We start from the raw sequence: 19,904 nt of genomic DNA, 5'->3' as shown, positions 1-19,904 counted from the left end.
CGGTCGGCGCTTCCATGCCAGCGCCTTGACAACAAGCGTGCAGGCATGTGTCTGACCCGCCACAAAACACCGGAATCGAGTGAGAATGCACGTCTATCGTACGCACCATTGCAGCGCCCTCCGCAAGTCGGACGTGGGGAGCACCGCCCGCATCTCGGGCTGGGTCCACCGCAAACGGGACCACGGCGGCCTGCTGTTCGTCGACCTTCGCGACCACTACGGGCTCACGCAGGTCGTGTGCGATCAGGATTCCCCGGCGTTCGCGGTGCTGGACGGCGCGCGCGCGGAGAGCGTCATCACCGTCACGGGCAAGGTCGTCGTGCGGTCTGACGCGACGGTGAACCCGAACCTGCCGACCGGCGAGATCGAGCTTTGGGCGGCGGACGTCTCCGTGCAGTCCGCTGCGTCGGAGTTGCCGATGCCGGTGGCGGGCGACACCGAGTACCCGGAGGACATCCGCCTCAAGTACCGCTACCTCGACCTCCGCCGCGACCGGCTGCACCGCAATATCGTGCTGCGCTCGAACGTCATCGCGTCGCTCCGCCGCCGCATGATCGCGCAGGGCTTCACCGAGTTCCAGACGCCGATCCTGACCGCCTCGTCGCCTGAGGGCGCGCGCGACTTCCTCGTTCCGAGCCGCATCCATCCGGGCAAGTTCTACGCGCTGCCGCAGGCGCCGCAGATGTTCAAGCAGCTGCTGATGGTCGGGGGCTTCGACCGCTACTTCCAGATCGCGCCCTGCTTCCGTGACGAGGACGCCCGCGCCGACCGTAGCCCCGGCGAGTTCTACCAGCTCGACTTCGAGATGAGCTTCGTCACGCAAGACGATGTTTTCGCGGCGATCGAGCCTGTCCTGCAAGGCGTGTTCGAGGAGTTCGCGAACGGTAGGAGCGTCACGCCCGCGCCGTTCCCGCGCATCCCCTATGCCGAGTCCATGCTGAAGTACGGCAACGACAAGCCGGACCTCAGGAACCCCATCGAGATCGTCGACGTGACCGAGCACTTCCGCGGCTCCGGCTTCGGCATCTTCGCGAAGATGGTGGAAGGCGGCAACGTCGTGCGCGCCATCCCCGCGCCCAACGCGGGCGAGCGCAGCCGCAAGTTCTTCGACGACATGAACGACTGGGCGCGCAGCGAAGGTTTCGCAGGGCTCGGCTACATCAACATCAAGGACGGCGTGCCCGCGGGCCCCATTGCCAAGAACCACGGCGAGGAGGCGACTGCGAAGCTGATCGCGGCGCTCGGGCTCGGCCCGGACGACGGCGTGTTCTTCGCGGCGGGCAAGGAAGCCGACGCGGCGAAGCTCGCGGGCAAGGCGCGCACCAAGGTGGGCGAGGACCTCGGCCTCATCGAGGAGAACGCGTTCAGGTTCTGCTGGATCGTCGACTTCCCGATGTTCGAGTATGACGAGGAAGCGAAGCAGGTCATCTTCTCGCACAACCCGTTCTCGATGCCGCAGGGCGAGCTCGAGGCGCTGGAGACCAAGAACCCGCTCGAAATCCTCGCGTGGCAGTACGACATCGTCTGCAACGGCATCGAGCTGTCGTCGGGCGCGATCCGGAACCACAAGCCGGAGATCATGTACAAGGCATTCGAGATCGCCGGGTACACGAAGGAGCAGGTCGACACGAACTTCGCGGGCATGATCAACGCCTTCAAGTTCGGCGCGCCCCCGCACGGCGGCTCCGCGCCGGGCGTCGACCGCATCGTCATGCTGCTCGCCGACGAGCCGAACCTCCGCGAGGTGGTGCTGTTCCCGATGAACCAGAAGGCCGAGGACCTGATGATGAACGCCCCGGCCAGCGTTTCCGAACGGCAGCTGAAGGAGCTTTCCATCAGGCTCGACCTGCCGAAGCCCAAGGCGGGCTAGGCCGATGAAGGCGCCGTCGCTGCACCGCCTGCCGAAGGTCGAGAAGGTCTCGAACGGCGACTACGAGGCGGCGCTGGAGGCGGTGCAGGAACGGCTCGCGGCGGTGCAGTCGAGCTGCATCGGCCGTCGTCGCCGCGCCATCGTGGCGGTCGAGGGCCTCGATGCGGCGGGAAAGGGCGGCTTCATCCAGCGGCTGACGGTGCCGTGGGACCCGCGTTTCTTCGACGTGCAGCCGATCCGGGCGCCCGACGAGGAGGAGAAGTCCCACCACTACCTCTGGCGCTTCTGGCAGAAGCTGCCCGCGCACGGCGAAGTGAACATCTTCGACCGCACATGGTACGGGCGCGTGCTCGTGGAGCGCGTCGAAGGCTTCGCCACCAAGGCCGAATGGAGCCGCGCCTACGATGAGATCAACAACTTCGAGAAGACGCTCGTCGACGACGGCGCGGTGCTCATCAAGCTGTTCTTCACGGTGAGCCAGAAGGAGCAGGACGAGCGGCTGATCGAGCGAATGGAGGCGCCGCACAAGCGCTGGAAGGTCTCGCCCGAGGATTTCCGCAACCGGCTGAAGCGCGACGCCTATGTGGAAGCGGCCGAGGACATGTTCGCCCGCACCCACACCCCCTATGCGCCGTGGACGATCATCGACGGCGAGCACAAGAAAACCGCGCGCATCAGGGCTTTGAACCTCGTCGCGGACAGGCTCTCGGAAGAGCTCGATCTTTCCCCTCCGGCGCTTTCGCCCGAGATCGTGAAGCTGGCGAAAGCCGCGTTCGGCAAAAAGCTGAACCTCGACTAACGCCGACCTTCACCCGCGGTTCAACGAGCGAGGCGCAATCTCCACGACACTAGGGTCTGGAGTGCTCGAAATGCGTGTTTACAAGGCAGGTTTGATGGCGGGTACGCTGCTCGGCGTGGTGCTCGCCGGTCCGGCGATGGCGCAGAACAGCGACCGCGACGGCATCCGGCCGCAGCGGGAACGCGGAATGCAGGTCAATCGCGAGGCGCCGCGCGTGCCCGAGGCGAGGCCGCCGCGGGTTGCCCCGCCGGAGCGCGGACAGGTGCGCCGGATCGAGACGCCGGAACCCCGCACGCCCCGCGCGGAAACGCAGCGGCAGGCGGATGCCGTGCAGCAGCGCATGAACGGCGTGATCGGGCGCGACAACAAGCGCGACGAGGCCAGCAACCGCGATCGCGGGCGTGACTGGAACAATCGCGACCGGGACGGACGCGACGGCGACCGCCGCGACTGGGACAGGAACCGCGACCGGAACGACAACCGCAACTGGGACGGCAACCGGGATCGGGATCGCAAGGATTGGCGCGACCGAGACAAGGATCGGGACCGCGATCGGGACCGGTGGCGGGACAATGACCGCGACAAGGACCGCAACCGCTGGCGCGACCAGAACCGCCGTCCCATCGTGATCGTGCGGCCGAGCCCCACCTATCGCTATCGGCCCTACTGGTGGGGGCAGAGCTACTTCTCGTTCGATAACCGCTACTACGGGCACTACGACTATGATTCGTGGTACCGGCCCGGTTACGGGTTCTACGGCGCGCAGTACGGCAGCGGCTGGGCGGTGCTCGATCCGTGGCTGCGGCAGGACCCGGCGGCCAAGCACTGGGTGATGTGGAACTTCGACCGGAACCGCAACGGCCAGCTTTCAAAGGACGAGGCGAGACGCGCCAACCGCGAGTTCGCACGGCTGGCGGATCGCAACCGCGACGGCCACCTCAGCGACGGCGAGATCCGCTTCGGCATCGAGGAACTGCGCGACGAGTACCGGTACAGCTTCAACTACTAGGGTAGGCGATCGAAACGACCTCCAGCTCCTGCACGCCCCCCGGCAGCCGGACGCTTCTCAGGTCGCCGATCGTCGCGCCCTTCAGCGCGGCGGCGAGCGGTGCGCGCCATGAGATATGGCCGCGCGGCGTGTCCGTCTCGTCCTCGCCGACGATCGTGATCGTGCGTTGCCGGTCGTCCTCGTCGGCAACGGTGACGGTGGCGCCGAAGAATACGCGGGACTTGTCGGGCTGCTTCGCCGGGTCGACGACGCGGGCGTTCTTCAGCCGCTTCGACAGGCGCGTCAGTTCGCGGTCGATCTCCCGCAGCCGCTTACGGCCGTAGAGATAGTCGCCGTTCTCGGAGCGGTCGCCGTTCCCTGCCGCCCACGAGACGATCTCGACGATCTTCGGCCGTTCGACCTCGAAGAGCGCGCGGTGCGCCTCGACGAGTGCCTTCATGCCCGCGGGCGTGATGTAGTTCGGTGTATCGGCCATCGTCTCAACCGGGGCGGTTCTTGCCGATCCACGCCGACAGCGTGTTGGTGGACGGCTGGCCCGCGCGCGACGGATTGAGCCGGTCGTAGACCACCGCGTTTTCCAGCACGGCGCGCACATAGCCCCGCGTTTCCGAGAAGGGGATGTTCTCGATCCAGCGCACGGCATCCACCTGCGGCAGACGCGGATCGCCGTTCGCGGCGATCCACTTGCGCACGTTGCCTGCGCCCGCGTTGTAGGAGGCGACGGCGAGCATGTGGTTGCCGCCCCACTGGTCGACGAGGTTCAGGTAATAGGTCGATCCGAGCTGGATGTTGTAGTTGGGGTCTCCGGTCAGCGCCTCGGGGCGATAGGCCGTGCCCATCTTGCCCGCCGTCTCGCGCGCCGTGCCCGGCATCAGCTGCATCAGGCCGCGTGCGCCGGCGCGGCTGACGGCCGTGGGATCGAAGCGGCTTTCCTGGCGCGTGATCGCGTGGATCATCGTCCAGTTGTTCGTCAGCACGCCGCCCACGGGAACCTGCGGGTAGGCGAAGCGCATGATGGCGGGCGGGCCTTCGGCAAGCTCGCCGCGGCTTGCGATCAGCGCATAGTCCGCGCGGCCGAGTTGCTGCGATAGCTCGCTGACGAGGAACTCGCGGGTGGTCGTGATCGCACCGTCGGCAAGCGTTTTCAGGAACAGCGTCTGCTTCGCCCGGTCGCCGACCATGCCGAGCAGCCGGGCGGCTTCGACGCGGTCGTCCGCCGCGAACGCCTGTCGCTCGGACGCCGGAACGACAGGATCGGCATTCGCGGGAATCGTCAGCGGGCGGCCGAGCCGCTCCGCCGCGAGCTGGCCGTAGAAGGTGAGCGGGAAGCGCGCTGCCGTCTCGAGGTTGCGGTTGGCGTCGATGGTGAGCCCGGCCGCTTCCGCCGCGCGGGCCGCCCAGTAGTGGCCGCGCGAGCGCGTGCCCGCGAACTGCGCCGACGCGGCGAAATTCTCGAAGTGGCGGACGGCTTCGCGCGCCCGGTTCAGGTTGTGTAGCGCCGTCCAGCCCGCAAGCCATTCGAGGCTGGTGAACGTGTCGCGTTCGGCGGCGCTATAGCTCGTCAGCGGGCGGTCGAACGCGAAGCCGCCGTGATTGTGGGCGATCTCGAAGGCGAGGCTGTGCTGGTTGTCGTTGACCGCGCCGCGCGCGGCCGCCAGCACCTCGGTCATCCAAGCGTTGCGATCCCCCGCGCTGCCGGGCGTGATCTCGGCGCGCGCGAGAAGCTGGCGCGCCGCAAGGCTGTTGCCGCTGGCGCGCAGGAAGGCGCTGCGGTCCGCGACGAGGCCGGGGTCGTTCTCGAAGCCGGGAGCGACCTTGCCGAGCGCGAGATTGGCGTCCACCGCTGCCGGAGCAGCGGCCGCGCCCTTCGCCGCTGCCGCCCGCTGGAGCGCGATGCGCGCCTCCGCCAGCGTGCGGTCGTTGCCGGACAGGAAGGTCAGCATCCGCGTGGCGGTCGTGAGGTCGCGCTGCCAGAGCAGGCGATCCATGCGAAACACATGATCGTCGCGGCTGAGGATGCCGCCGAATGCCGCGAGGAACTGGTTTTCGAGCGCAGGGCCGATGCCGCCCATGCGCCAGGCCTGCTTCGCCTCCGTGTTGGCGGCGTTGGTCATGCCCGCCGCCATCAGGGCTTCGGCATGGCGGAAACGGCCGATACCCGAAAGCGGCGGCAGCGCACGGAAGAAGGCGAGCCGCGCCGCCATCGGCGTCGTATCGTTGATCACGCCTTCGGCGCGGCGGCGCAGGTCGTCCGTACCCGGCCAGTCCGCGTTGCCGCGCAGGAATTCGGAGAACTCGGAGAAACTGGCCGTGTACTCGGGGCGCCGCAGCCGGTCCCACATCAGCAGCTTCTGCGCGGTCGGCGAGCCGGCGACGCCCATCGCGGAGACAGGCGGGAACGCATTGCGCGCCTGCGCCTCCAGCCCGGCTTTCAGCGCGTCCGCATCAGCGCGCGACTGGGCAGCGGCGGGCGGCGCGGCAAGCGCGGCCGCTGAAAGCAGGGCAAATCGCAGGAGAACGCTGGTAACACTGGACACGGACTTTCTGAGCCTCCTATGACGCCACAAACAGGCCGACCGCCGCCGGCGCGTGCAAAGGTGCAGCAGCGGCGCGCGGGGAGGCAACGGACGAGAGTAGCATGACAGCGAGATTTTACGGTTCCATTCCGGCACTTGTCACCCCGTTCCGCGACGGGGCGGTGGATTTTGCGACCTTCGAGGCGTTCGTGGACTGGCAGATCGCCGAAGGCAGCACCGGTCTCGTGCCGTGCGGCACCACCGGCGAATCGGCAACGATGACGATCGAGGAGCACAATGCCGTGATCGCCGCCTGCATCAAGGCCGCGAACGGCCGCGTGCCGGTGATCGCGGGCTGCGGCTCCAACGACACGGCCTGCGCGGTTTCGCACGTCCGTCACGCCGAGAAGGCGGGCGCGGATGCGGCGCTCGTCGTCAGCCCCTATTACAACAAGCCCAATCAGGAAGGACTCTATCAGCACTTCAAGGCGGTCGCCGAGGCGACCGGCCTGCCGATCATCCTCTACAACATCCCCGGGCGCAGCGTCGTCGACATCGCACCCGCGACGATGAAGCGGCTTTCCGAGATCCCGAACATCGTCGGCGTGAAGGATGCGACCGGCGTGCTCCAGCGCATTTCGGAGCAGCGCCTGTCCTGCGGTGCGGACTTCATCCAGCTTTCGGGCAACGACGACATGACGCTCGGCATCATGGCCTCGGGCGGGCACGGCTGCATTTCCGTGACCGCGAACGTCGCGCCGCGCCTCTGCGCCGATTTCCAGGCGGCCTGCCTTGAAAAGCGCTGGGACGATGCGCTTGTGCTTCAGGACCGTCTCTATCCGCTCCACGCGGGATTGTTTTCGGATGCGAGCCCCGGGCCCGCGAAATATGCACTGTCGAAGCTCGGCAAGCTGCGGGAAGAGCTGCGTCTGCCGATGGTTCCGGCCGGAGAGGCCGCACGGCGCATTGTGGATGCAGCGATGGCCCATGCCGGGATCGCCTGATGGTGCGCCCGCAACGGGCAGGCAGCTTCAGCAAGGTCAAGACCGTCGCTGAAAACCGCAAGGCCCGCTACGAATATGCGATCGAGGACGTCTTCGAGGCGGGGATCGCGCTCACCGGCACCGAAGTGAAGTCGCTGCGTTTCGGCGAGGGCACGATCGCGGAATCCTACGCCGAGGTGAACGGCGACGAGGTGTGGCTGATCAACGCCAACATCCCCGAATTCAGCCACGGCAACCGCTTCAACCACGAGCCGCGGCGGCCCCGCAAGCTGTTGCTTCACAGCCGCGAAATCGCCCGGCTGCACGGTGCCGTCGCCCGGCAAGGGATGACATTGGTGCCGCTCTCCATATATTTCAACGAACGGGGTCGTGCGAAGGTCGAACTGGCGCTCGCCAGAGGCAAGAAGCTGCACGACAAGCGGGCGACCGAGCGCGACCGGGACTGGAAGCGCGAGCAGGCGCGCATCCTCAGGGATCGCGGTTAGGGTTTTTCGATGCGGCTCATCAAATGGCTGAAGGAAAAGCGCCCCTCGCGCGAGGCGATGCTGGAAAACCGCTGGATGCGGCCCTTCGCCAACACCATCGGCAATCCCGTCATCTGGCACTTCAATCGCAAGTCGGTGGCGCGCGGCGTCGCGCTCGGCATGTTCTTCGGGCTCTCGATTCCCTTCGCGCAGGCCCCGGCGGCAGCGCTGTTCGCGGTGCCGTGCCGTGCGAACCTGCCGATCGCGGCGTTCGTCACCTTCATCTCGAACCCCGTTACGACGCCGTTCATCTATCTGGCCGCCTACGAGATCGGGCGCTGGATGCTGCGTATGCAGGACGGCGGCCTCGTCAACATGACGGCCGATCACTGGTTCGAGGAACTGACCGTGGTGCTCACGAATGCGCCGCTGCCCGTGGCGCTCGGCCTGTTCACCATCGCGACGCTGGGCGCGGTGATCGGCTACCTCGGCATTCACGGCATATGGCGGCTCTGGATTCACCAGCGGCTGGAAGCGCGGCGGAAGCGGGATGCACGGCGGACGGGAGACGGCGATGGACGGGTTCCGGGAAAAGCTGGTTGAAACCAAGAAGGCGTGGGCGCGCGCCGGGCGCCTGCTGACGGGCAAGACCGCCGAGCATGGCGTCGACCGCCTGCCGCCGGGCCAGCGTCTCGTGGAAAACTGGCCGGTGCTCGACCTCGGCATCCAGCCCGATGTGCCGAAGGCGGACTGGCGGCTTGTCATCGACGGCGCGGTCGAAAACCCGGTGACGTGGGACTGGGACGCCTTCCTCGCGCAGCCGCAGATGGAAGACGTGTCCGACATCCACTGCGTCACGCAGTGGTCGCGCTACGACAACCGCTGGAACGGCGTCTCGACGCGCCGCATTGCCGACGTGGTGAAGCCGCACGCCGACGTGAAGCACGTGCTCTTCACCAGCTACGACGGCTACACGACGAATGTCGAATACGCGCACTTCCTCGAGGAGGACTGCCTCGTCGCGCACACGCACGACGGCCGGCCGATCAGCCGCGAACACGGCGGACCGGCGCGGCTCGTGATCCCGCGCTACTATTTCTGGAAGAGCCCCAAGTGGGTGAAGCGCATCAGCTTCACCACCGGGGACAAGCCGGGCTTCTGGGAAGTGCGCGGCTACCACAATGTCGGCGATCCGTGGCTGGAGCAGCGCTACAGTTAGACGTTCGTATAGCAGAATCGGCGATTCATCGAATCCGTGCGTTGCGCGCACGCGCGGGTGGCGTAGGCTTCGGGCATGATCATCCGTTGCAGGGACTGCCGACCATGAAGACCATTTTCCTGTACGCCGCCGCCACGGCGGCGCTGCTTGCTGTGCCCGCGCTTGCCGCCGACACGCCCGAGATCGCCCCGTGGGGCTTCGATGCGGCGGGCATGGACCGCAGCATCGCGCCGGGCGACGACTTCCTCGGCTACGGCGGCGGCACCTATCTGCGCCAGCTCGAAATCCCCGCCGACCGTTCGAACTACGGCATGTTCACGAAGCTGCGCGACCTCAGCCAGGAACGCACCCGCGAGATCATCGAGGCCGCTGCGGGAAGTCATGCGGGCAAGGGGTCCGCTGGTCAGAAGGTCGGCGACTATTATGCGAGTTTTCTCGACGAGGCGGCGATCGAGGCGAAGGGACTGGCGCCGATCAAGGCCGATCTCGATGCCGTCACGGCGTTGGGGTCGAAGCCTGCATTCGCCGCAGCGCTCGGTGACGCCCTCCGCAGCTACGGCCCGTCGCCGTTCCTCTACTACGTCAATCAGGACGAGAAGGCGCCGGACCACTACATCCCGGTCTTCTATCAGGGCGGCATCGGCCTTCCGGACCGCGACTACTACCTCGTCGACAACCCGGCCTACGTGGACGCGCGGGAGAAGTACAAGGCGCACATCGCGCGCATGTTCGCGCTTGCGGGCGTGTCCGCCGCGGACGCCGCGAAGAAGGCCGCCGCCATCTACGACCTCGAGCACAAGTTCGCCAAGGTGCACTGGACCGTCGTCGACAGCCGCGATTCCGACAAGGCCTACAACAAGTGGACGAAGGCGGATTTCGCCGCGAAGGCGCCGGGCCTCGACTGGAATGCCTTCTTCGCTGCGGCGGGGCTCGGGAACCAGAACGAATTCATCGTCAGCCAGCCGAGCAGCTTCACGGGCATGGCGAAGATCATCGGCGATGCCGATTTGGCAACGCTCCGCGATTGGCTCGCCTTCAAGACGCTGAAAGACGCTGCACCGCTACTGCCCAAGGCGTTCGTGGACGAGAACTTCGCGTTCGAAGGCATGACGCTGTCAGGCACGCCCGAAATCCAGCCGCGCTGGAAGCGGGGCGTCGATTCCGTGAACGGCGCGCTCGGCGAAGCCGTCGGCGAGCTTTACGTCGCCAGGTACTTCACGCCTGAGGCGAAGGCGAAGGCGGACGAACTCGTCCGCAACCTCATCGCGGCGATGGACGCGCGCATCGCGAACCTCGCGTGGATGACTCCGGAAACCAAGGTGAAGGCACGCGCGAAGCTGGCGTCGTTCAAGCCGAAGATCGGTTATCCGGTGAAGTGGATCGACTATTCGGCGCTTGAGATCGTGCCGGGCGACGCCTTCGGCAACGCCAGGCGCGCGGCAGTGTTCGAATACGACCGCAACCTTGCCAAGCTCGGCAAGCCCATCGACCGCGACGAGTGGTTCATGACGCCGCAGACGGTGAATGCCTATGCGAACCCCACGATGAACGAGGTCGTGTTCCCCGCCGCCATCCTGCAACCGCCGTTCTTCGATCCGAACGCCGATGCGGCGGTCAACTACGGTGCCATAGGCGCGGTGATCGGTCACGAGATCACGCACCATTTCGATGATCAGGGTCGCAAGTACGATCCCACCGGCAAGCTCGCGGACTGGTGGACGCCGGAGGACGTGACGCGCTTCAAGGTCTATACCGATCAGGTCGTGGCGCAGTACGGCGCCTACGAGCCGCTCCCCGGCTCTCATATCAACGGCGAGCTGACGCTCGGCGAGAACATCGCCGACATCGCGGGCCTCACGGTCGCCTACGACGCCTACACGAAATCGCTCGGCGGCAAGCCCGCACCGGTGCTCGACGGTTTCACCGGCGACCAGCGCTTCTTCCTCGGCTACTCGCAGATCTGGCGGCAGAAGTATCGCGACGCCCAGCTCCAGCAGCAGCTTGCGACGGACCCGCACACGCCGGGCAACTGGCGGCCGACCGCCGTGCGTAACCTCGATGGGTGGTATCGGGCCTTCAATGTGAAGCCCGGCCAGAAGCTCTATCTCCCCGAAGACCAGCGCATCCGCATCTGGTAAATCCTTGACGCACGGGGGCCGCCCCGTCATGGACGGCTCCCGGCGTCGGGGAGTAGCGCAGCCTGGTAGCGCATCTGCTTTGGGAGCAGAGGGTCGCAGGTTCGAATCCTGTCTCCCCGACCATTCTCCAATGCTTTTTCATGCCGTAGGCTTTCGCCCGCCGCCTCTGTCGTTTTTTCCTTTTCTCCATACGATTTTCAATTATTGAAAATATGAGCAAATCGGGAGAAGGGGAACGCAATGAGATTGGTGGTGATGCGCCGGTTGGTCTGCGCTGGTCCTTTTGTGCCTCGCGGTGCCTGCGCAGGCTGACCGTTTCGATCCGGTTCGTGCCGCCATCCGGGAGCAGCTTGTCGAGAACGGCGTGCCTTCCATCGCCGTAGCCGTCATGCAGGACGGCAAGATCCTATGGGAAGAGGGCTTCGGCTGGGCGGACCGGGAGAAGCGGACTCCGGCGGACGCGCACACCATGTATTCGCTCGCGTCCATTTCGAAGCCGATCACGGCCACCGGGCTGATGACGCTGGTGCAGGGCGGCAAGGTCGATCTCGACAGGCCTGCCGATGACTATCTTGGTAGCGCCAAGCTGACCGCGCGGGTCGGCGATGCGCGCGCAGCGACGGTGCGGCGCGTGGCGGGGCACACCGCCGGCCTGCCGCTGCACTACCAGTTCTTCTACGAGGATGAGCCGGTCGCTCGGCCGCCGATGGGCGAGACCATCCGGCGTTATGCAAACCTCGTGAGCGCGCCCGGCGAGCGCTACCAGTATTCCAATCTCGGGTTCGGCATCCTCGACGAGATCATCAGCCGCACATCGGGCCTCAGTTACGCGGACTTCATGCGCCGCGAGGTGTTCCTGCCGCTCGGGCTCACGCATACGTCGGTCGACATCGGCCCCGGCCTCGAAGCCTTTGCGGCGACGCGCTACGACAGGAACGGAGCGCCGATCCCGTTCTACACGTTCGATCATCCCGGCGCTTCGGCGGTCTTTTCAAGTGCACACGATCTGATCCGTTTCGCGGGGTTCCACCTCAAGAACCGCCTGCCGGGGCAAAAGCAGATCCTCAGCGCCGCGATGATCGACGAAATGCACCGCCCGGTCGATCCGCAAGCAGTGCGCGAGGAGGGCAGCGGCTACGGCGTCGGCTTCAGCGTGCGCACCAAGGACGGCTATCGTGTCGTGTCGCACACGGGCGGCATGGCCGGTGTCGCCACGATCATGCAGCTTTTCCCGGATCGCAACGCCGCGTTGGTGGTCCTCACCAATTCCAGCAGCCCCGCGCCGCGGATCATCGCCGACAGGATCGCTGCGATCATGCTGCCGGGCTGGAAGCCGTCGCCTGCGCCTGTAGAGCCGCAAGCGTCCCCGTTCACGCCGACACCCGAGCTTGCGGGAATCTGGAAGGGCACGCTGTCGGCGCCTGAAAGGGAGATGCCGGTCGAACTCGTCTTTCAGGCGGACGGGCTGATCCGCGCCACGTTCGGCGACCAGTTGCCGACTCTCGTTTCCAAGGCGCGGTTCGACAAGGGCGTCTTCGAAGGCGATCTCAATGCGCGCATTCCGAACCCCGATACGCGGCGCTACAGTTACGCCGTCCGTCTGGCGCTGAGGCTGGACGGCACGACGCTGCGCGGCGCCGCCACGGCGGTCGGGGATACCGATAATGATCGCGTGCGCAACGCGCTGATGCACTGGCTGTGGTTTACGAAGCAGCCCTGAATCCGCGCCGCGTCCAATTCGCGATTCCCTTGCCCCCTCCCGGCTGGTATCAGCAGCGCCGGTCAGGTTCGGAAATATGACGGGCGAGAAGTGCGTCCCGTGTGGTGTTATGGGAATCGTATGGCCGAAACCTTTTCCGCGGCGGGACCACCGCGTGTCCAGCTGGCGCTGCCGCCGACGCTGGAGACGGAACTCCGCCCGAACCTCGATGCCGCCGGTCTCGGCCACGTGCGGATCGAAGCCGCAGCGCTCTTCGCGGAGCCGCCCGCGCCGCTGGCGACGCTGCCGCTGATCGTGGCCGCGGAAGGCGGTCTTGTTGCAGGTACGGGACGGCCTTTGGCGGATGTCGGAATTCTGTCCAAAACCGCTCCAGTTATAGTCATTCTGGACGACGATGCGTTGGACGACGCGTTGTCCATTATGGATATTGAAGGTGTCGAACTGGCCGCATGGCCGCTGAACGCCGAGGAAACCTTGAGCATTCTCGAACGCATCGACATCGGGCAGGGCTATGGTGTGGGCGTCCGCGAGACGGGACGCGACGCCTTCGTGCAACTCGGGATGCTGAGCGATGAGGTGAGCCGTATCGCCGATCAGCTCGCCCGCCTCGCGAGCAGGCAGGACGCGGCGATGCTGCTGCCGGCCGCGACGGACCGCAGCGCTGCCGAGACCGCGCGGAGCCTTCGCGAGATCATCCGCAAGCGTCAGGCGCGAAAGCAGTTCTTTCCGGCCGAGCTGTTCGCCGATCCGGCGTGGGACATCATGCTCGACCTCGCGGCCGCACGGCTGGAAGGCAAGCAGGTCAGCGTTTCCAGTTTCTGCATCGCCGCCGACGTGCCGACGACGACGGCGCTCCGCTGGATCAAGGGCATGACCGACGCAGGGCTGCTCGTGCGCCGCAGCAATCCCGGGGACGGGCGCCGGAGCTTCATCGACCTTTCCGACGCGGCGGCGGACGCGATGGATCGCTACATTGCCCTCGTCGAGGGCGGCGCGATCTGATCGGGCCTAGAAGGGCAGCAGGCTCTTCTTCTTGGAAAAGCGCAGGTAGCCGGCGTTCACGCCGAGCCGCCAGCCGACGCCGAGCTTGATCGGCACGATCACGACGTCGCCGCGCTGCACGTATTGCGCGGAAAGTCCGCCGATCACATAGGCCTTGCCCTCCGCCGCCGGATAGGCGCGGAACAGTTCCTCCGTGTCGTACAGCTTGTAGATGAGGATGAACGTCTTGCTGCCGTCGGCGCCGACGTCGAAGCCCACCGAGGGCCCGCGCCAGTAGATCGGCATCTCGCCTTCCACCTTGTGGTAGAGCTTGCCTTCGCCGTAGCGCACGCCGACGCCGATGGCGCCGCCGCCCTCACGCCCGGCGATATAGGCGTTGGGCTGGCCGAGGTCCTTGAAGACCGTCTCGATCATGCGCGCGAGCCCTTCCGCGCCGCGCCCGAAGACGTTTTCGGCGGCGGTGAGCACCTCGCTCTGGCTGAATACCGGTTGCAGGTCGCCGTCACCGACCGCGCCGGGGGCGGCGTTCGTGGCGGGAGCGGCAGGGACGCCGCTTTGCGCGGAAGGTGCCGCCGAAGGCGGCGGAGGCGGCGGAGCGGCGGGCGTCTGGGCCACGGGCGCCGTCGACGCCGGCACGTCGGCCGATATCGTGCCGTAGGCGGCCTCGCTCCCCGGGACCGGCGCAAGATCGGCATTGGCGTCCTGCGCACGCGCGGAGGCTGCGAGGATCATCATCGAGAACACTGCCACACCGGCCCGGCCCATGCCCAACATCAACCTTGTCTCCCGCTTCATTGTCGGTTTCCGGCAGGACCATGCGACGGGGAGTCCCCGAAATCAATGGCGCCTGCCGCGGCGTTACTTGAAAGCCGCACGGCTGAACCCCGCTTGAACCGCGAAGATGCTTAGAATGCGTCACGCTCTTGTCACCCGGCGCGTGTCATGTTGAAATGTGGCTCAAATGAGTCCGACTCGGCGGCGGACGACCATATTGGGGAGAGAAACGTGACCTTGCAGGATGAAATTGCACGCGTTTCGATACGGGACATGAGCGACATCCGTCCCGCCGCGGAAGCGCTGCGCGACATGGTGGAGCACAGCGCGCCGAGCTTCCGGATCGCGATCACGGACAATATCTGCTCGAAGCGCCCGATGGTGGACGACGAGGGCAACCCGCTTTCGTCGGAGGTGTTCGGCTTCGTCAGCGACGAGGAACGACAGTGGAGCGAGCACCGCGTGGCGCTCAGCTCTCCGCTGCTCCGGGCGTGCCGCTACGAGAGCGAACCGTTCTGGGCGAACGAGGAGGGCTTCCGGACGCAGCAGCCGAACCCGTATCTCGACGGCATCGACCTTTCGAACTTCGACAAGCGGGCGATGTGCGCGGCGGCGGTGGTGATCCCCGTGCACCTGCCGTTCGGCCAGATCGGCGTTGCCGTGATCGGCTCGGCGCGCAACCTGAAGGATCTTTCGGAGGTGTACGAAAGCCATGCCGACGAATGGGGCGTCTACGCGCACCGCTTCCTCGCGGGCTATGTGAAGCTGATGCGGACCCGCAAGTGGCTGCCGATGGATTGCCAGCTCACCAAGCGCGAGGTCGAGTGCCTGCGCTGGGCGGCGGTGGGCAAGACCGACAAGGAGATCAGCCTGATCCTCGCGCGGAGCCACGCCACGGTGCGCTTTCATATCCAGAACGCGGGCGAGAAGCTGGACGCGGTGAACCGCAGCCAGACGATCTTCAAGGCCGCGCAGCTCGGCTATCTGGGGCTCGCCGCCTGACCCTGCTTCGCTTCGTGAAGTAGGCGAAGTAGAGGCCCAAACCGATATTCAGGTGCGCGGCGGCCGCGATTGACGGTCCATGCGCTTCAAAGAGCAATCCGCATTGTCTTCACACGGTTTCCTATTTGGGAAGGGGTGGTGACAGGGGTGCCCTATTCCTTGCCGAACCCGCCGCCGCCGGGTGTCTCGATTTCCACGGCGTCGCCGGGCGCGACCTCGGCGCGCGCGGTTGCGGCGAGCGGCTCCACCCTGCCGTCCGCGCGGACGATGCGGCCCGCGCCCGGCTTCGCATCCGCGCCGCCCGAGAGGCCGAACGGCGCGACGCGGCGGCGGTTGGCGAGCAGGCTGACCGTCATCGCTTCGAGGAACCTGAGGCGGCGGACGACGCCGTCGCCGCCCTTGCGGCGGCCCGTGCCGCCCGAGCCGCGCCGGATAGCGAAGGTTTCGACGCGGACGGGGAAGCGGAGTTCGAGCACTTCGGGGTCGGTGAGGCGGCTGTTGGTCATGTGCGTCTGCACGGCGTCGGCGCCGTCGAAGTCCGGACCCGCGCCCGCGCCGCCCGCGATCGTCTCGTAATACTGGTGGCGGGCGTTCCCGAAGGTAAGATTGTTCATCGTGCCCTGCGCGGCGGCCATCACGCCGAGCGCGCCGTAGAGCGCGTCGCAGATCACCTGGCTCGTCTCCACGTTGCCCGCCACGACGGCGGCACCCGCCGCGGGATTGAGCATCGTGCCTTCGGGGACGATCAGCGTGATCGGACGCAGGCAGCCCTCGTTCATCGGGATCTCGTCGTCGACGAGCGTGCGGAACACGTAGAGCACGGCGGCGCGGCAGACCGACAAAGGCGCGTTGAAATTGTCGGGGAGCTGGGCGCTGGTGCCGGTGAAATCGACCGTGGCCGAGCGGCTTTCCCGGTCCACGGTGACGCGGACCTCGACCGCCGCGCCGTTGTCCATCGCGTAGCGGAAATGCCCGTCCGACAGCGCGCCGATGGCCTGCCGCACGGCGGCCTCGGCATTGTCCTGCACATGGCGCGTGTAGGCCTCCACCGTATCGAGGCCGAACTCGGCGATCATGGCGCGGAGCGCGTCTCCACCGCGCGTGCAGGCGGCGACCTGCGCCTTCAGGTCGGCGATGTTCTGGGCGGGATTGCGGGCCGGGCAGGGGCCGGACGAGAGGATCGCGCGCGTTTCGGCTTCGCGAAATTCACCTGCCGAGACGAGGAGGTCGCTGTCGAACAGCACGCCTTCCTCATCCAGCGTCTTCGAATCCGGTGGCATCGAGCCGGGGGTGAGGCCGCCGATGTCGGCCTGATGGCCGCGCGCCGCCGTGTAGAACAATATGTCGCCGCCGTCGGGGCGCGCGAACACGGGCGCGACGACGGTGACGTCCGGCAGGTGCGTGCCGCCGTTCATCGGGTTGTTGAGCGCGTAGGCGTCTCCCGGGCGCATCCGGCCACTGTGGGCGCGGATGACGGCGCGCACGCTGTCCCCCATCGAGCCGAGGTGCACGGGCATGTGCGGCGCGTTGGCGATGAGGCCGCCGCCCACATCGAAGAGCGCGCAGGAGAAATCGAGCCGCTCCTTGATGTTCACCGAATGCGCGGTGGTCTGGAGCGCGATGCCCATCTCCTCGGCGATCGCCATGAAGCGGTTGTTGAAGATCTCGACCATCACCGGGTCGGCGTCCGTGCCGAGCGCGCGCGTGGCGGGGAGGGGGACGACGCGGCGGAGGACGAGGTCGCCCGCGGGCGAGACCTTGCCGCGCCAGCCTGCGTCGATCACCGTGGTCGCCCCGTCTTCGAGGATGACGGCGGGGCCGTCGATGACCGCGCCGGGCACGAGCGCGCCGCGCGCGAGCACGGGCGCTTCCACGGGCTTGCCGTCCGTGATCATCGTGCAGGCGGAGGCATCGTGCGCCGCGCCTTCCACGCGGATCGGCGGCGCGGGCCAGTGGCCGGTCGCCTCGACGCCGACGGCCTCGATGACCAGCGCGCCGCCCGGCATCACGTAGCCGAAGCGGGCACGGTGCTCGGCCTCGAAAGCCGCGCGCATCGCATCCGGCGCGGAGAGCGCAAGCGAAAGGCCGCTGTCCGCGCCCGCGTAACGAAGCTCCGCGCGGCGGGAGACGGAAACGCCCGCGAGGTCGTCCGCCTGCGCGGCAAGGGCGGCGCGGGCGTCGGCTTCGAGCGTGTCGGCGAGGGCTTCGGCGGCGGCGATGCCCTCATCGAGCGGCGCGCCGAGCGTGCGTTCGCGCAAGGCGGTGAGGTCGGCGAGGCCCATGCCGAGCGCCGAGAGCAGACCGGCGAGCGGATGCACGTAGACCCGGCCGATGCCGAGCGCGTCGGCGACCTTGCAGGCGTGCTGCCCGCCCGCGCCGCCGAAGCTGGACAGCGCGCAGGTGGTGACGTTGTGGCCGCGCTGGATGGAAATCTGCCGCACGGCCTTCGCCATGTCGTCGACGGCGATGGCGATGAAGCCTTCCGCGAGCGCCGCGCCGGTGATCGCGCGGCCGGTGGCGGCGGCGACTTCGTCGGCGAGGGCATCGACGTGGCGGATAACGGCGTCGCGGTCGAGCGGCCGGTCGCCGCCGGGGCCGAAGATCGCCGGGAAGTGCGCGGGCTGGATGCGGCCGAGGTAGAGATTGCAGTCGGTGATGGTGAGCGGCCCGCCGCGCCGGTAGCTCATCGGGCCGGGGTTCGCGCCCGCCGATTCGGGGCCGACGCGCAGCCGCGCGCCGTCGAAGCGGCAGATCGAGCCGCCGCCCGCCGCGACCGTGTGGATGGCGAGCATCGGCGCGCGGATGCGGGCGCCCGCGACGACCGTCTCGTGCGTGCGCTCGAAGCTGCCGGTGTAGAGCGAGACGTCTGTGGAGGTGCCGCCCATGTCGAAGCCGACGACGCGGGTCATGCCCGCGGCCTTGGCCGTCTTCGCCATGCCGACGATGCCGCCCGCGGGGCCGGAAAGGATGGCGTTCGCGCCCGTGAACGCGGTCTCGCCCGCAAGCCCGCCGCTCGACTGCATGAACATCAGGCGCGTCGCGGGATCGAGCGCGCCCGTCACCTGCCGCACGTAGCGGCGGAGCGCCGGGGAGAGGTAGGCGTCGGCCACCGCGGTGTCGCCGCGCCCGACGAGCTTGATGAGCGGTGCGATTTCGTGGCTGACGGAAACCTGCATGAAACCGGCGGCTTCGGCGAGGGTCCTCAGGCGCCGCTCATGCCCGGGGAAGCGGTAGCCGTGCATCAGGACGATGGCGACGGCCTTGATGCCGCGCGCGCGTGCGGCAGCGAAGCCTGCCGCCGCCGCGGCTTCGTCGAGGGGTTCGACGATCCCGCCGTCCGCCCCCACGCGCTCGTCGATCTCCAGCACTTCGGCATAGAGCGGCGAGGGCTTCACGATGGCGCGGGTGAACAGCTTCGGGCGGGCCTGGTAGCCGATGGCGAGCGCGTCGGCGAAGCCGCGCGTGATTGCGAGCAGCGTCGGCTCGCCCTTGCGTTCGAGGAGCGCGTTGGTGGCGACGGTGGTGCCCATCTTCACCGACAGGGCGCTCGCGTCCGGCGCGCGGCCGAGCAGGCGCGTGATGCCCTCGATCGCCGCGTCGGCATAGCGCTCCGGGTTTTCGGAGAGCAGCTTGGCGGTTTTCAGCGTGCCGTCGGGCGCGCGCGCGACGATGTCCGTGAACGTGCCGCCGCGGTCGATCCAGAATTGCCAGCCCTGATCCATGCGGGGCCGGTTACAGGATGCCGCCGCCGAGCCAAAGCCGAACCGTCGCGAGGATCAGCACGAAGATGTTGAGATTGCGGCCCGCGTTGCTGCCCGACAGCACGCCGATACCCGCGCCGAGCGCCGCGATCGGCAGCGCCAGCCAGTTGACGAGGCCGATCAGCGGGAAGAGGCCGACGATGCCGACCGCCAGCGCGACGAGGCCGATCAGGATGGAGATGAGGTTCAGCATTCGGGTTCCAGTGTATCGTTCGAGTATGACACCAATTTAGGTCGGCTTCGCGCGTTGGCAAGATGCCGGCCGTGATGATCGACCCGATGGACCTCCGCGAGCTCCTGCTTGCCCATGCCCGCGCACGGGAGAGCGTGACCTATGCCGAGGCGCTGGAGGCGTTCGGCTACAGCTTCTCGCGGCCGAAGATGCGGGCGCTGTGCCGGATCCTCGGCGACGTGGACGCCTATGCGCGCGGGCGCGGCGAGCCGGAGATGGCGGTGCTCGTCGTGCGCCAGTCGGACGGGCTGCCGGGGCAGGGCTGGTGGGTGGCGGGTGGCGCGGAAGGCTACAAGGGCGTGTGGGAAGGGCCGGACGCGCGGCGGCACGTCGCGAAGCTTCAGAAGCGGGTGTTCGATTACTGGGCGAAGCGGTGAGCAAGCTCCTCCCCTGA

Annotated in this window: 17 protein-coding genes and 1 tRNA gene; 13 read left to right on the top strand and 5 right to left on the bottom strand. The window is 67.4% G+C overall.

Annotated features, from left to right (window positions below; all coding sequences use genetic code 11):
- The first annotated feature begins 85 nt into the window (after positions 1 to 85).
- The 3 genes from aspS (at position 86) to PE061_RS19365 (ending at position 3,678) form a co-directional block, all read left to right on the top strand.
- Positions 86 to 1,870, top strand: coding sequence for an aspartate--tRNA ligase (gene aspS / locus PE061_RS19375; protein WP_271256845.1), 1,785 nt, complete (start codon positions 86 to 88; stop codon positions 1,868 to 1,870).
- A 4-nt stretch (positions 1,871 to 1,874) separates the two neighbouring features.
- Entirely contained in the window at positions 1,875 to 2,669 is a 795-nt protein-coding gene (locus PE061_RS19370) for a polyphosphate kinase 2 family protein (protein WP_271256844.1), read from the top strand.
- A 94-nt stretch (positions 2,670 to 2,763) separates the two neighbouring features.
- A complete protein-coding gene (locus PE061_RS19365; RefSeq protein WP_271256843.1) occupies positions 2,764 to 3,678 on the top strand; it encodes a hypothetical protein in 915 nt (304 codons plus the stop codon).
- Here the strand turns inward: PE061_RS19365 and greB are convergent.
- Together greB and PE061_RS19355 are read right to left on the bottom strand one after the other, a co-directional pair.
- Positions 3,668 to 4,153, bottom strand: a complete 486-nt coding sequence (gene greB, locus PE061_RS19360) for a transcription elongation factor GreB (RefSeq protein ID WP_271256842.1) — start codon at positions 4,151 to 4,153, stop codon at positions 3,668 to 3,670. The two genes, PE061_RS19365 and greB, sit on opposite strands and share 11 nt — an antisense overlap.
- A gap of 4 nt (positions 4,154 to 4,157) precedes the next feature.
- The gene (locus tag PE061_RS19355) at positions 4,158 to 6,215 is read right to left on the bottom strand and encodes a lytic transglycosylase domain-containing protein (protein ID WP_271256841.1); all 2,058 of its coding nucleotides are present in this window, start codon (positions 6,213 to 6,215) and stop codon (positions 4,158 to 4,160) included.
- A 101-nt stretch (positions 6,216 to 6,316) separates the two neighbouring features.
- On the opposite strand from PE061_RS19355, the gene dapA reads away from it, so the two are divergent.
- The 8 genes from dapA to PE061_RS19315 all read left to right on the top strand — a co-directional run bounded on the left by dapA (position 6,317) and on the right by PE061_RS19315 (position 13,741).
- On the top strand, positions 6,317 to 7,198 hold the full coding sequence (dapA, locus tag PE061_RS19350) for a 4-hydroxy-tetrahydrodipicolinate synthase (protein WP_271256840.1): 882 nt from the start codon (positions 6,317 to 6,319) through the stop codon (positions 7,196 to 7,198).
- Positions 7,198 to 7,683: an SsrA-binding protein SmpB gene (smpB, locus tag PE061_RS19345; protein WP_271256839.1), complete on the top strand. Its 486-nt coding sequence runs from the start codon at positions 7,198 to 7,200 to the stop codon at positions 7,681 to 7,683. Before dapA ends, smpB begins: the two co-directional genes overlap by 1 nt.
- Before the next feature lie 9 nt (positions 7,684 to 7,692).
- Positions 7,693 to 8,265, top strand: coding sequence for a DUF2062 domain-containing protein (locus PE061_RS19340; protein WP_271256838.1), 573 nt, complete (start codon positions 7,693 to 7,695; stop codon positions 8,263 to 8,265).
- Entirely contained in the window at positions 8,237 to 8,881 is a 645-nt protein-coding gene (locus PE061_RS19335) for a sulfite oxidase-like oxidoreductase (RefSeq protein ID WP_271256837.1), read from the top strand. The genes PE061_RS19340 and PE061_RS19335 overlap by 29 nt, the downstream gene beginning before the upstream one ends.
- 104 nt (positions 8,882 to 8,985) lie before the next feature.
- Positions 8,986 to 11,019, top strand: coding sequence for a M13 family metallopeptidase (locus tag PE061_RS19330; protein ID WP_271256836.1), 2,034 nt, complete (start codon positions 8,986 to 8,988; stop codon positions 11,017 to 11,019).
- A gap of 46 nt (positions 11,020 to 11,065) precedes the next feature.
- A tRNA-Pro gene (locus tag PE061_RS19325) sits at positions 11,066 to 11,142 on the top strand.
- Between the two features lie 172 nt (positions 11,143 to 11,314).
- Positions 11,315 to 12,739 carry a serine hydrolase domain-containing protein gene (locus tag PE061_RS19320; protein WP_271256835.1) on the top strand — a complete coding sequence of 475 codons (1,425 nt, stop codon included), beginning with the start codon at positions 11,315 to 11,317 and terminating at the stop codon, positions 12,737 to 12,739.
- A gap of 120 nt (positions 12,740 to 12,859) precedes the next feature.
- The gene (locus PE061_RS19315; RefSeq protein WP_271256834.1) at positions 12,860 to 13,741 is read left to right on the top strand and encodes a MarR family transcriptional regulator; all 882 of its coding nucleotides are present in this window, start codon (positions 12,860 to 12,862) and stop codon (positions 13,739 to 13,741) included.
- A 6-nt stretch (positions 13,742 to 13,747) separates the two neighbouring features.
- On the opposite strand, the gene PE061_RS19310 is transcribed toward PE061_RS19315, so the two are convergent.
- The gene (locus PE061_RS19310) at positions 13,748 to 14,515 is read right to left on the bottom strand and encodes a DUF1134 domain-containing protein (RefSeq protein ID WP_271256833.1); all 768 of its coding nucleotides are present in this window, start codon (positions 14,513 to 14,515) and stop codon (positions 13,748 to 13,750) included.
- 273 nt (positions 14,516 to 14,788) lie between these two features.
- Between PE061_RS19310 and PE061_RS19305 the strand changes: the two genes are divergently transcribed.
- Complete coding sequence (locus PE061_RS19305) at positions 14,789 to 15,517, top strand: helix-turn-helix domain-containing protein (RefSeq protein WP_271256832.1); 729 nt, start codon at positions 14,789 to 14,791, stop codon at positions 15,515 to 15,517.
- Positions 15,518 to 15,669: 152 nt separating this feature from the next.
- On the opposite strand, the gene PE061_RS19300 is transcribed toward PE061_RS19305, so the two are convergent.
- Positions 15,670 to 19,239, bottom strand: coding sequence for a hydantoinase B/oxoprolinase family protein (locus PE061_RS19300; protein ID WP_271256831.1), 3,570 nt, complete (start codon positions 19,237 to 19,239; stop codon positions 15,670 to 15,672).
- A gap of 10 nt (positions 19,240 to 19,249) precedes the next feature.
- Positions 19,250 to 19,471, bottom strand: coding sequence for a hypothetical protein (locus PE061_RS19295; protein ID WP_271256830.1), 222 nt, complete (start codon positions 19,469 to 19,471; stop codon positions 19,250 to 19,252).
- 74 nt (positions 19,472 to 19,545) lie between these two features.
- Here PE061_RS19295 and PE061_RS19290 point away from each other — a divergent pair, with 74 nt between their 5' ends.
- Positions 19,546 to 19,887: a ribose-phosphate pyrophosphokinase gene (locus PE061_RS19290; protein WP_271259253.1), complete on the top strand. Its 342-nt coding sequence runs from the start codon at positions 19,546 to 19,548 to the stop codon at positions 19,885 to 19,887.
- Positions 19,888 to 19,904 lie beyond the last annotated feature (17 nt).

Origin of the sequence: Sphingosinicella microcystinivorans (assembly GCF_027941835.1) — a bacterium.
Taxonomy (GTDB): Bacteria; Pseudomonadota; Alphaproteobacteria; order Sphingomonadales; family Sphingomonadaceae; genus Sphingosinicella.
The sequence above is the reverse complement of the archived record's forward strand: the minus strand, read 5'-3'. Positions and strand labels throughout refer to the sequence as shown.

Excerpts from the sequence above, each read along its gene's own strand:
- aspS (WP_271256845.1), top strand. The coding sequence starts at position 86 with ATGCACGTCTATCGTACGCACCATTGCAGCGCCCTCCGCAAGTCGGAC.
- PE061_RS19370 (WP_271256844.1), top strand. The coding sequence starts at position 1,875 with ATGAAGGCGCCGTCGCTGCACCGCCTGCCGAAGGTCGAGAAGGTCTCG.
- PE061_RS19365 (WP_271256843.1), top strand. The coding sequence starts at position 2,764 with ATGGCGGGTACGCTGCTCGGCGTGGTGCTCGCCGGTCCGGCGATGGCG.
- greB (WP_271256842.1), bottom strand. The coding sequence starts at position 4,153 with ATGGCCGATACACCGAACTACATCACGCCCGCGGGCATGAAGGCACTC.
- dapA (WP_271256840.1), top strand. The coding sequence starts at position 6,317 with ATGACAGCGAGATTTTACGGTTCCATTCCGGCACTTGTCACCCCGTTC.
- smpB (WP_271256839.1), top strand. The coding sequence starts at position 7,198 with ATGGTGCGCCCGCAACGGGCAGGCAGCTTCAGCAAGGTCAAGACCGTC.
- PE061_RS19340 (WP_271256838.1), top strand. The coding sequence starts at position 7,693 with ATGCGGCTCATCAAATGGCTGAAGGAAAAGCGCCCCTCGCGCGAGGCG.
- PE061_RS19335 (WP_271256837.1), top strand. The coding sequence starts at position 8,237 with ATGGACGGGTTCCGGGAAAAGCTGGTTGAAACCAAGAAGGCGTGGGCG.
- PE061_RS19330 (WP_271256836.1), top strand. The coding sequence starts at position 8,986 with ATGAAGACCATTTTCCTGTACGCCGCCGCCACGGCGGCGCTGCTTGCT.
- PE061_RS19315 (WP_271256834.1), top strand. The coding sequence starts at position 12,860 with ATGGCCGAAACCTTTTCCGCGGCGGGACCACCGCGTGTCCAGCTGGCG.
- PE061_RS19310 (WP_271256833.1), bottom strand. The coding sequence starts at position 14,515 with ATGTTGGGCATGGGCCGGGCCGGTGTGGCAGTGTTCTCGATGATGATC.
- PE061_RS19305 (WP_271256832.1), top strand. The coding sequence starts at position 14,789 with ATGAGCGACATCCGTCCCGCCGCGGAAGCGCTGCGCGACATGGTGGAG.
- PE061_RS19300 (WP_271256831.1), bottom strand. The coding sequence starts at position 19,239 with ATGGATCAGGGCTGGCAATTCTGGATCGACCGCGGCGGCACGTTCACG.
- PE061_RS19295 (WP_271256830.1), bottom strand. The coding sequence starts at position 19,471 with ATGCTGAACCTCATCTCCATCCTGATCGGCCTCGTCGCGCTGGCGGTC.
- PE061_RS19290 (WP_271259253.1), top strand. The coding sequence starts at position 19,546 with ATGATCGACCCGATGGACCTCCGCGAGCTCCTGCTTGCCCATGCCCGC.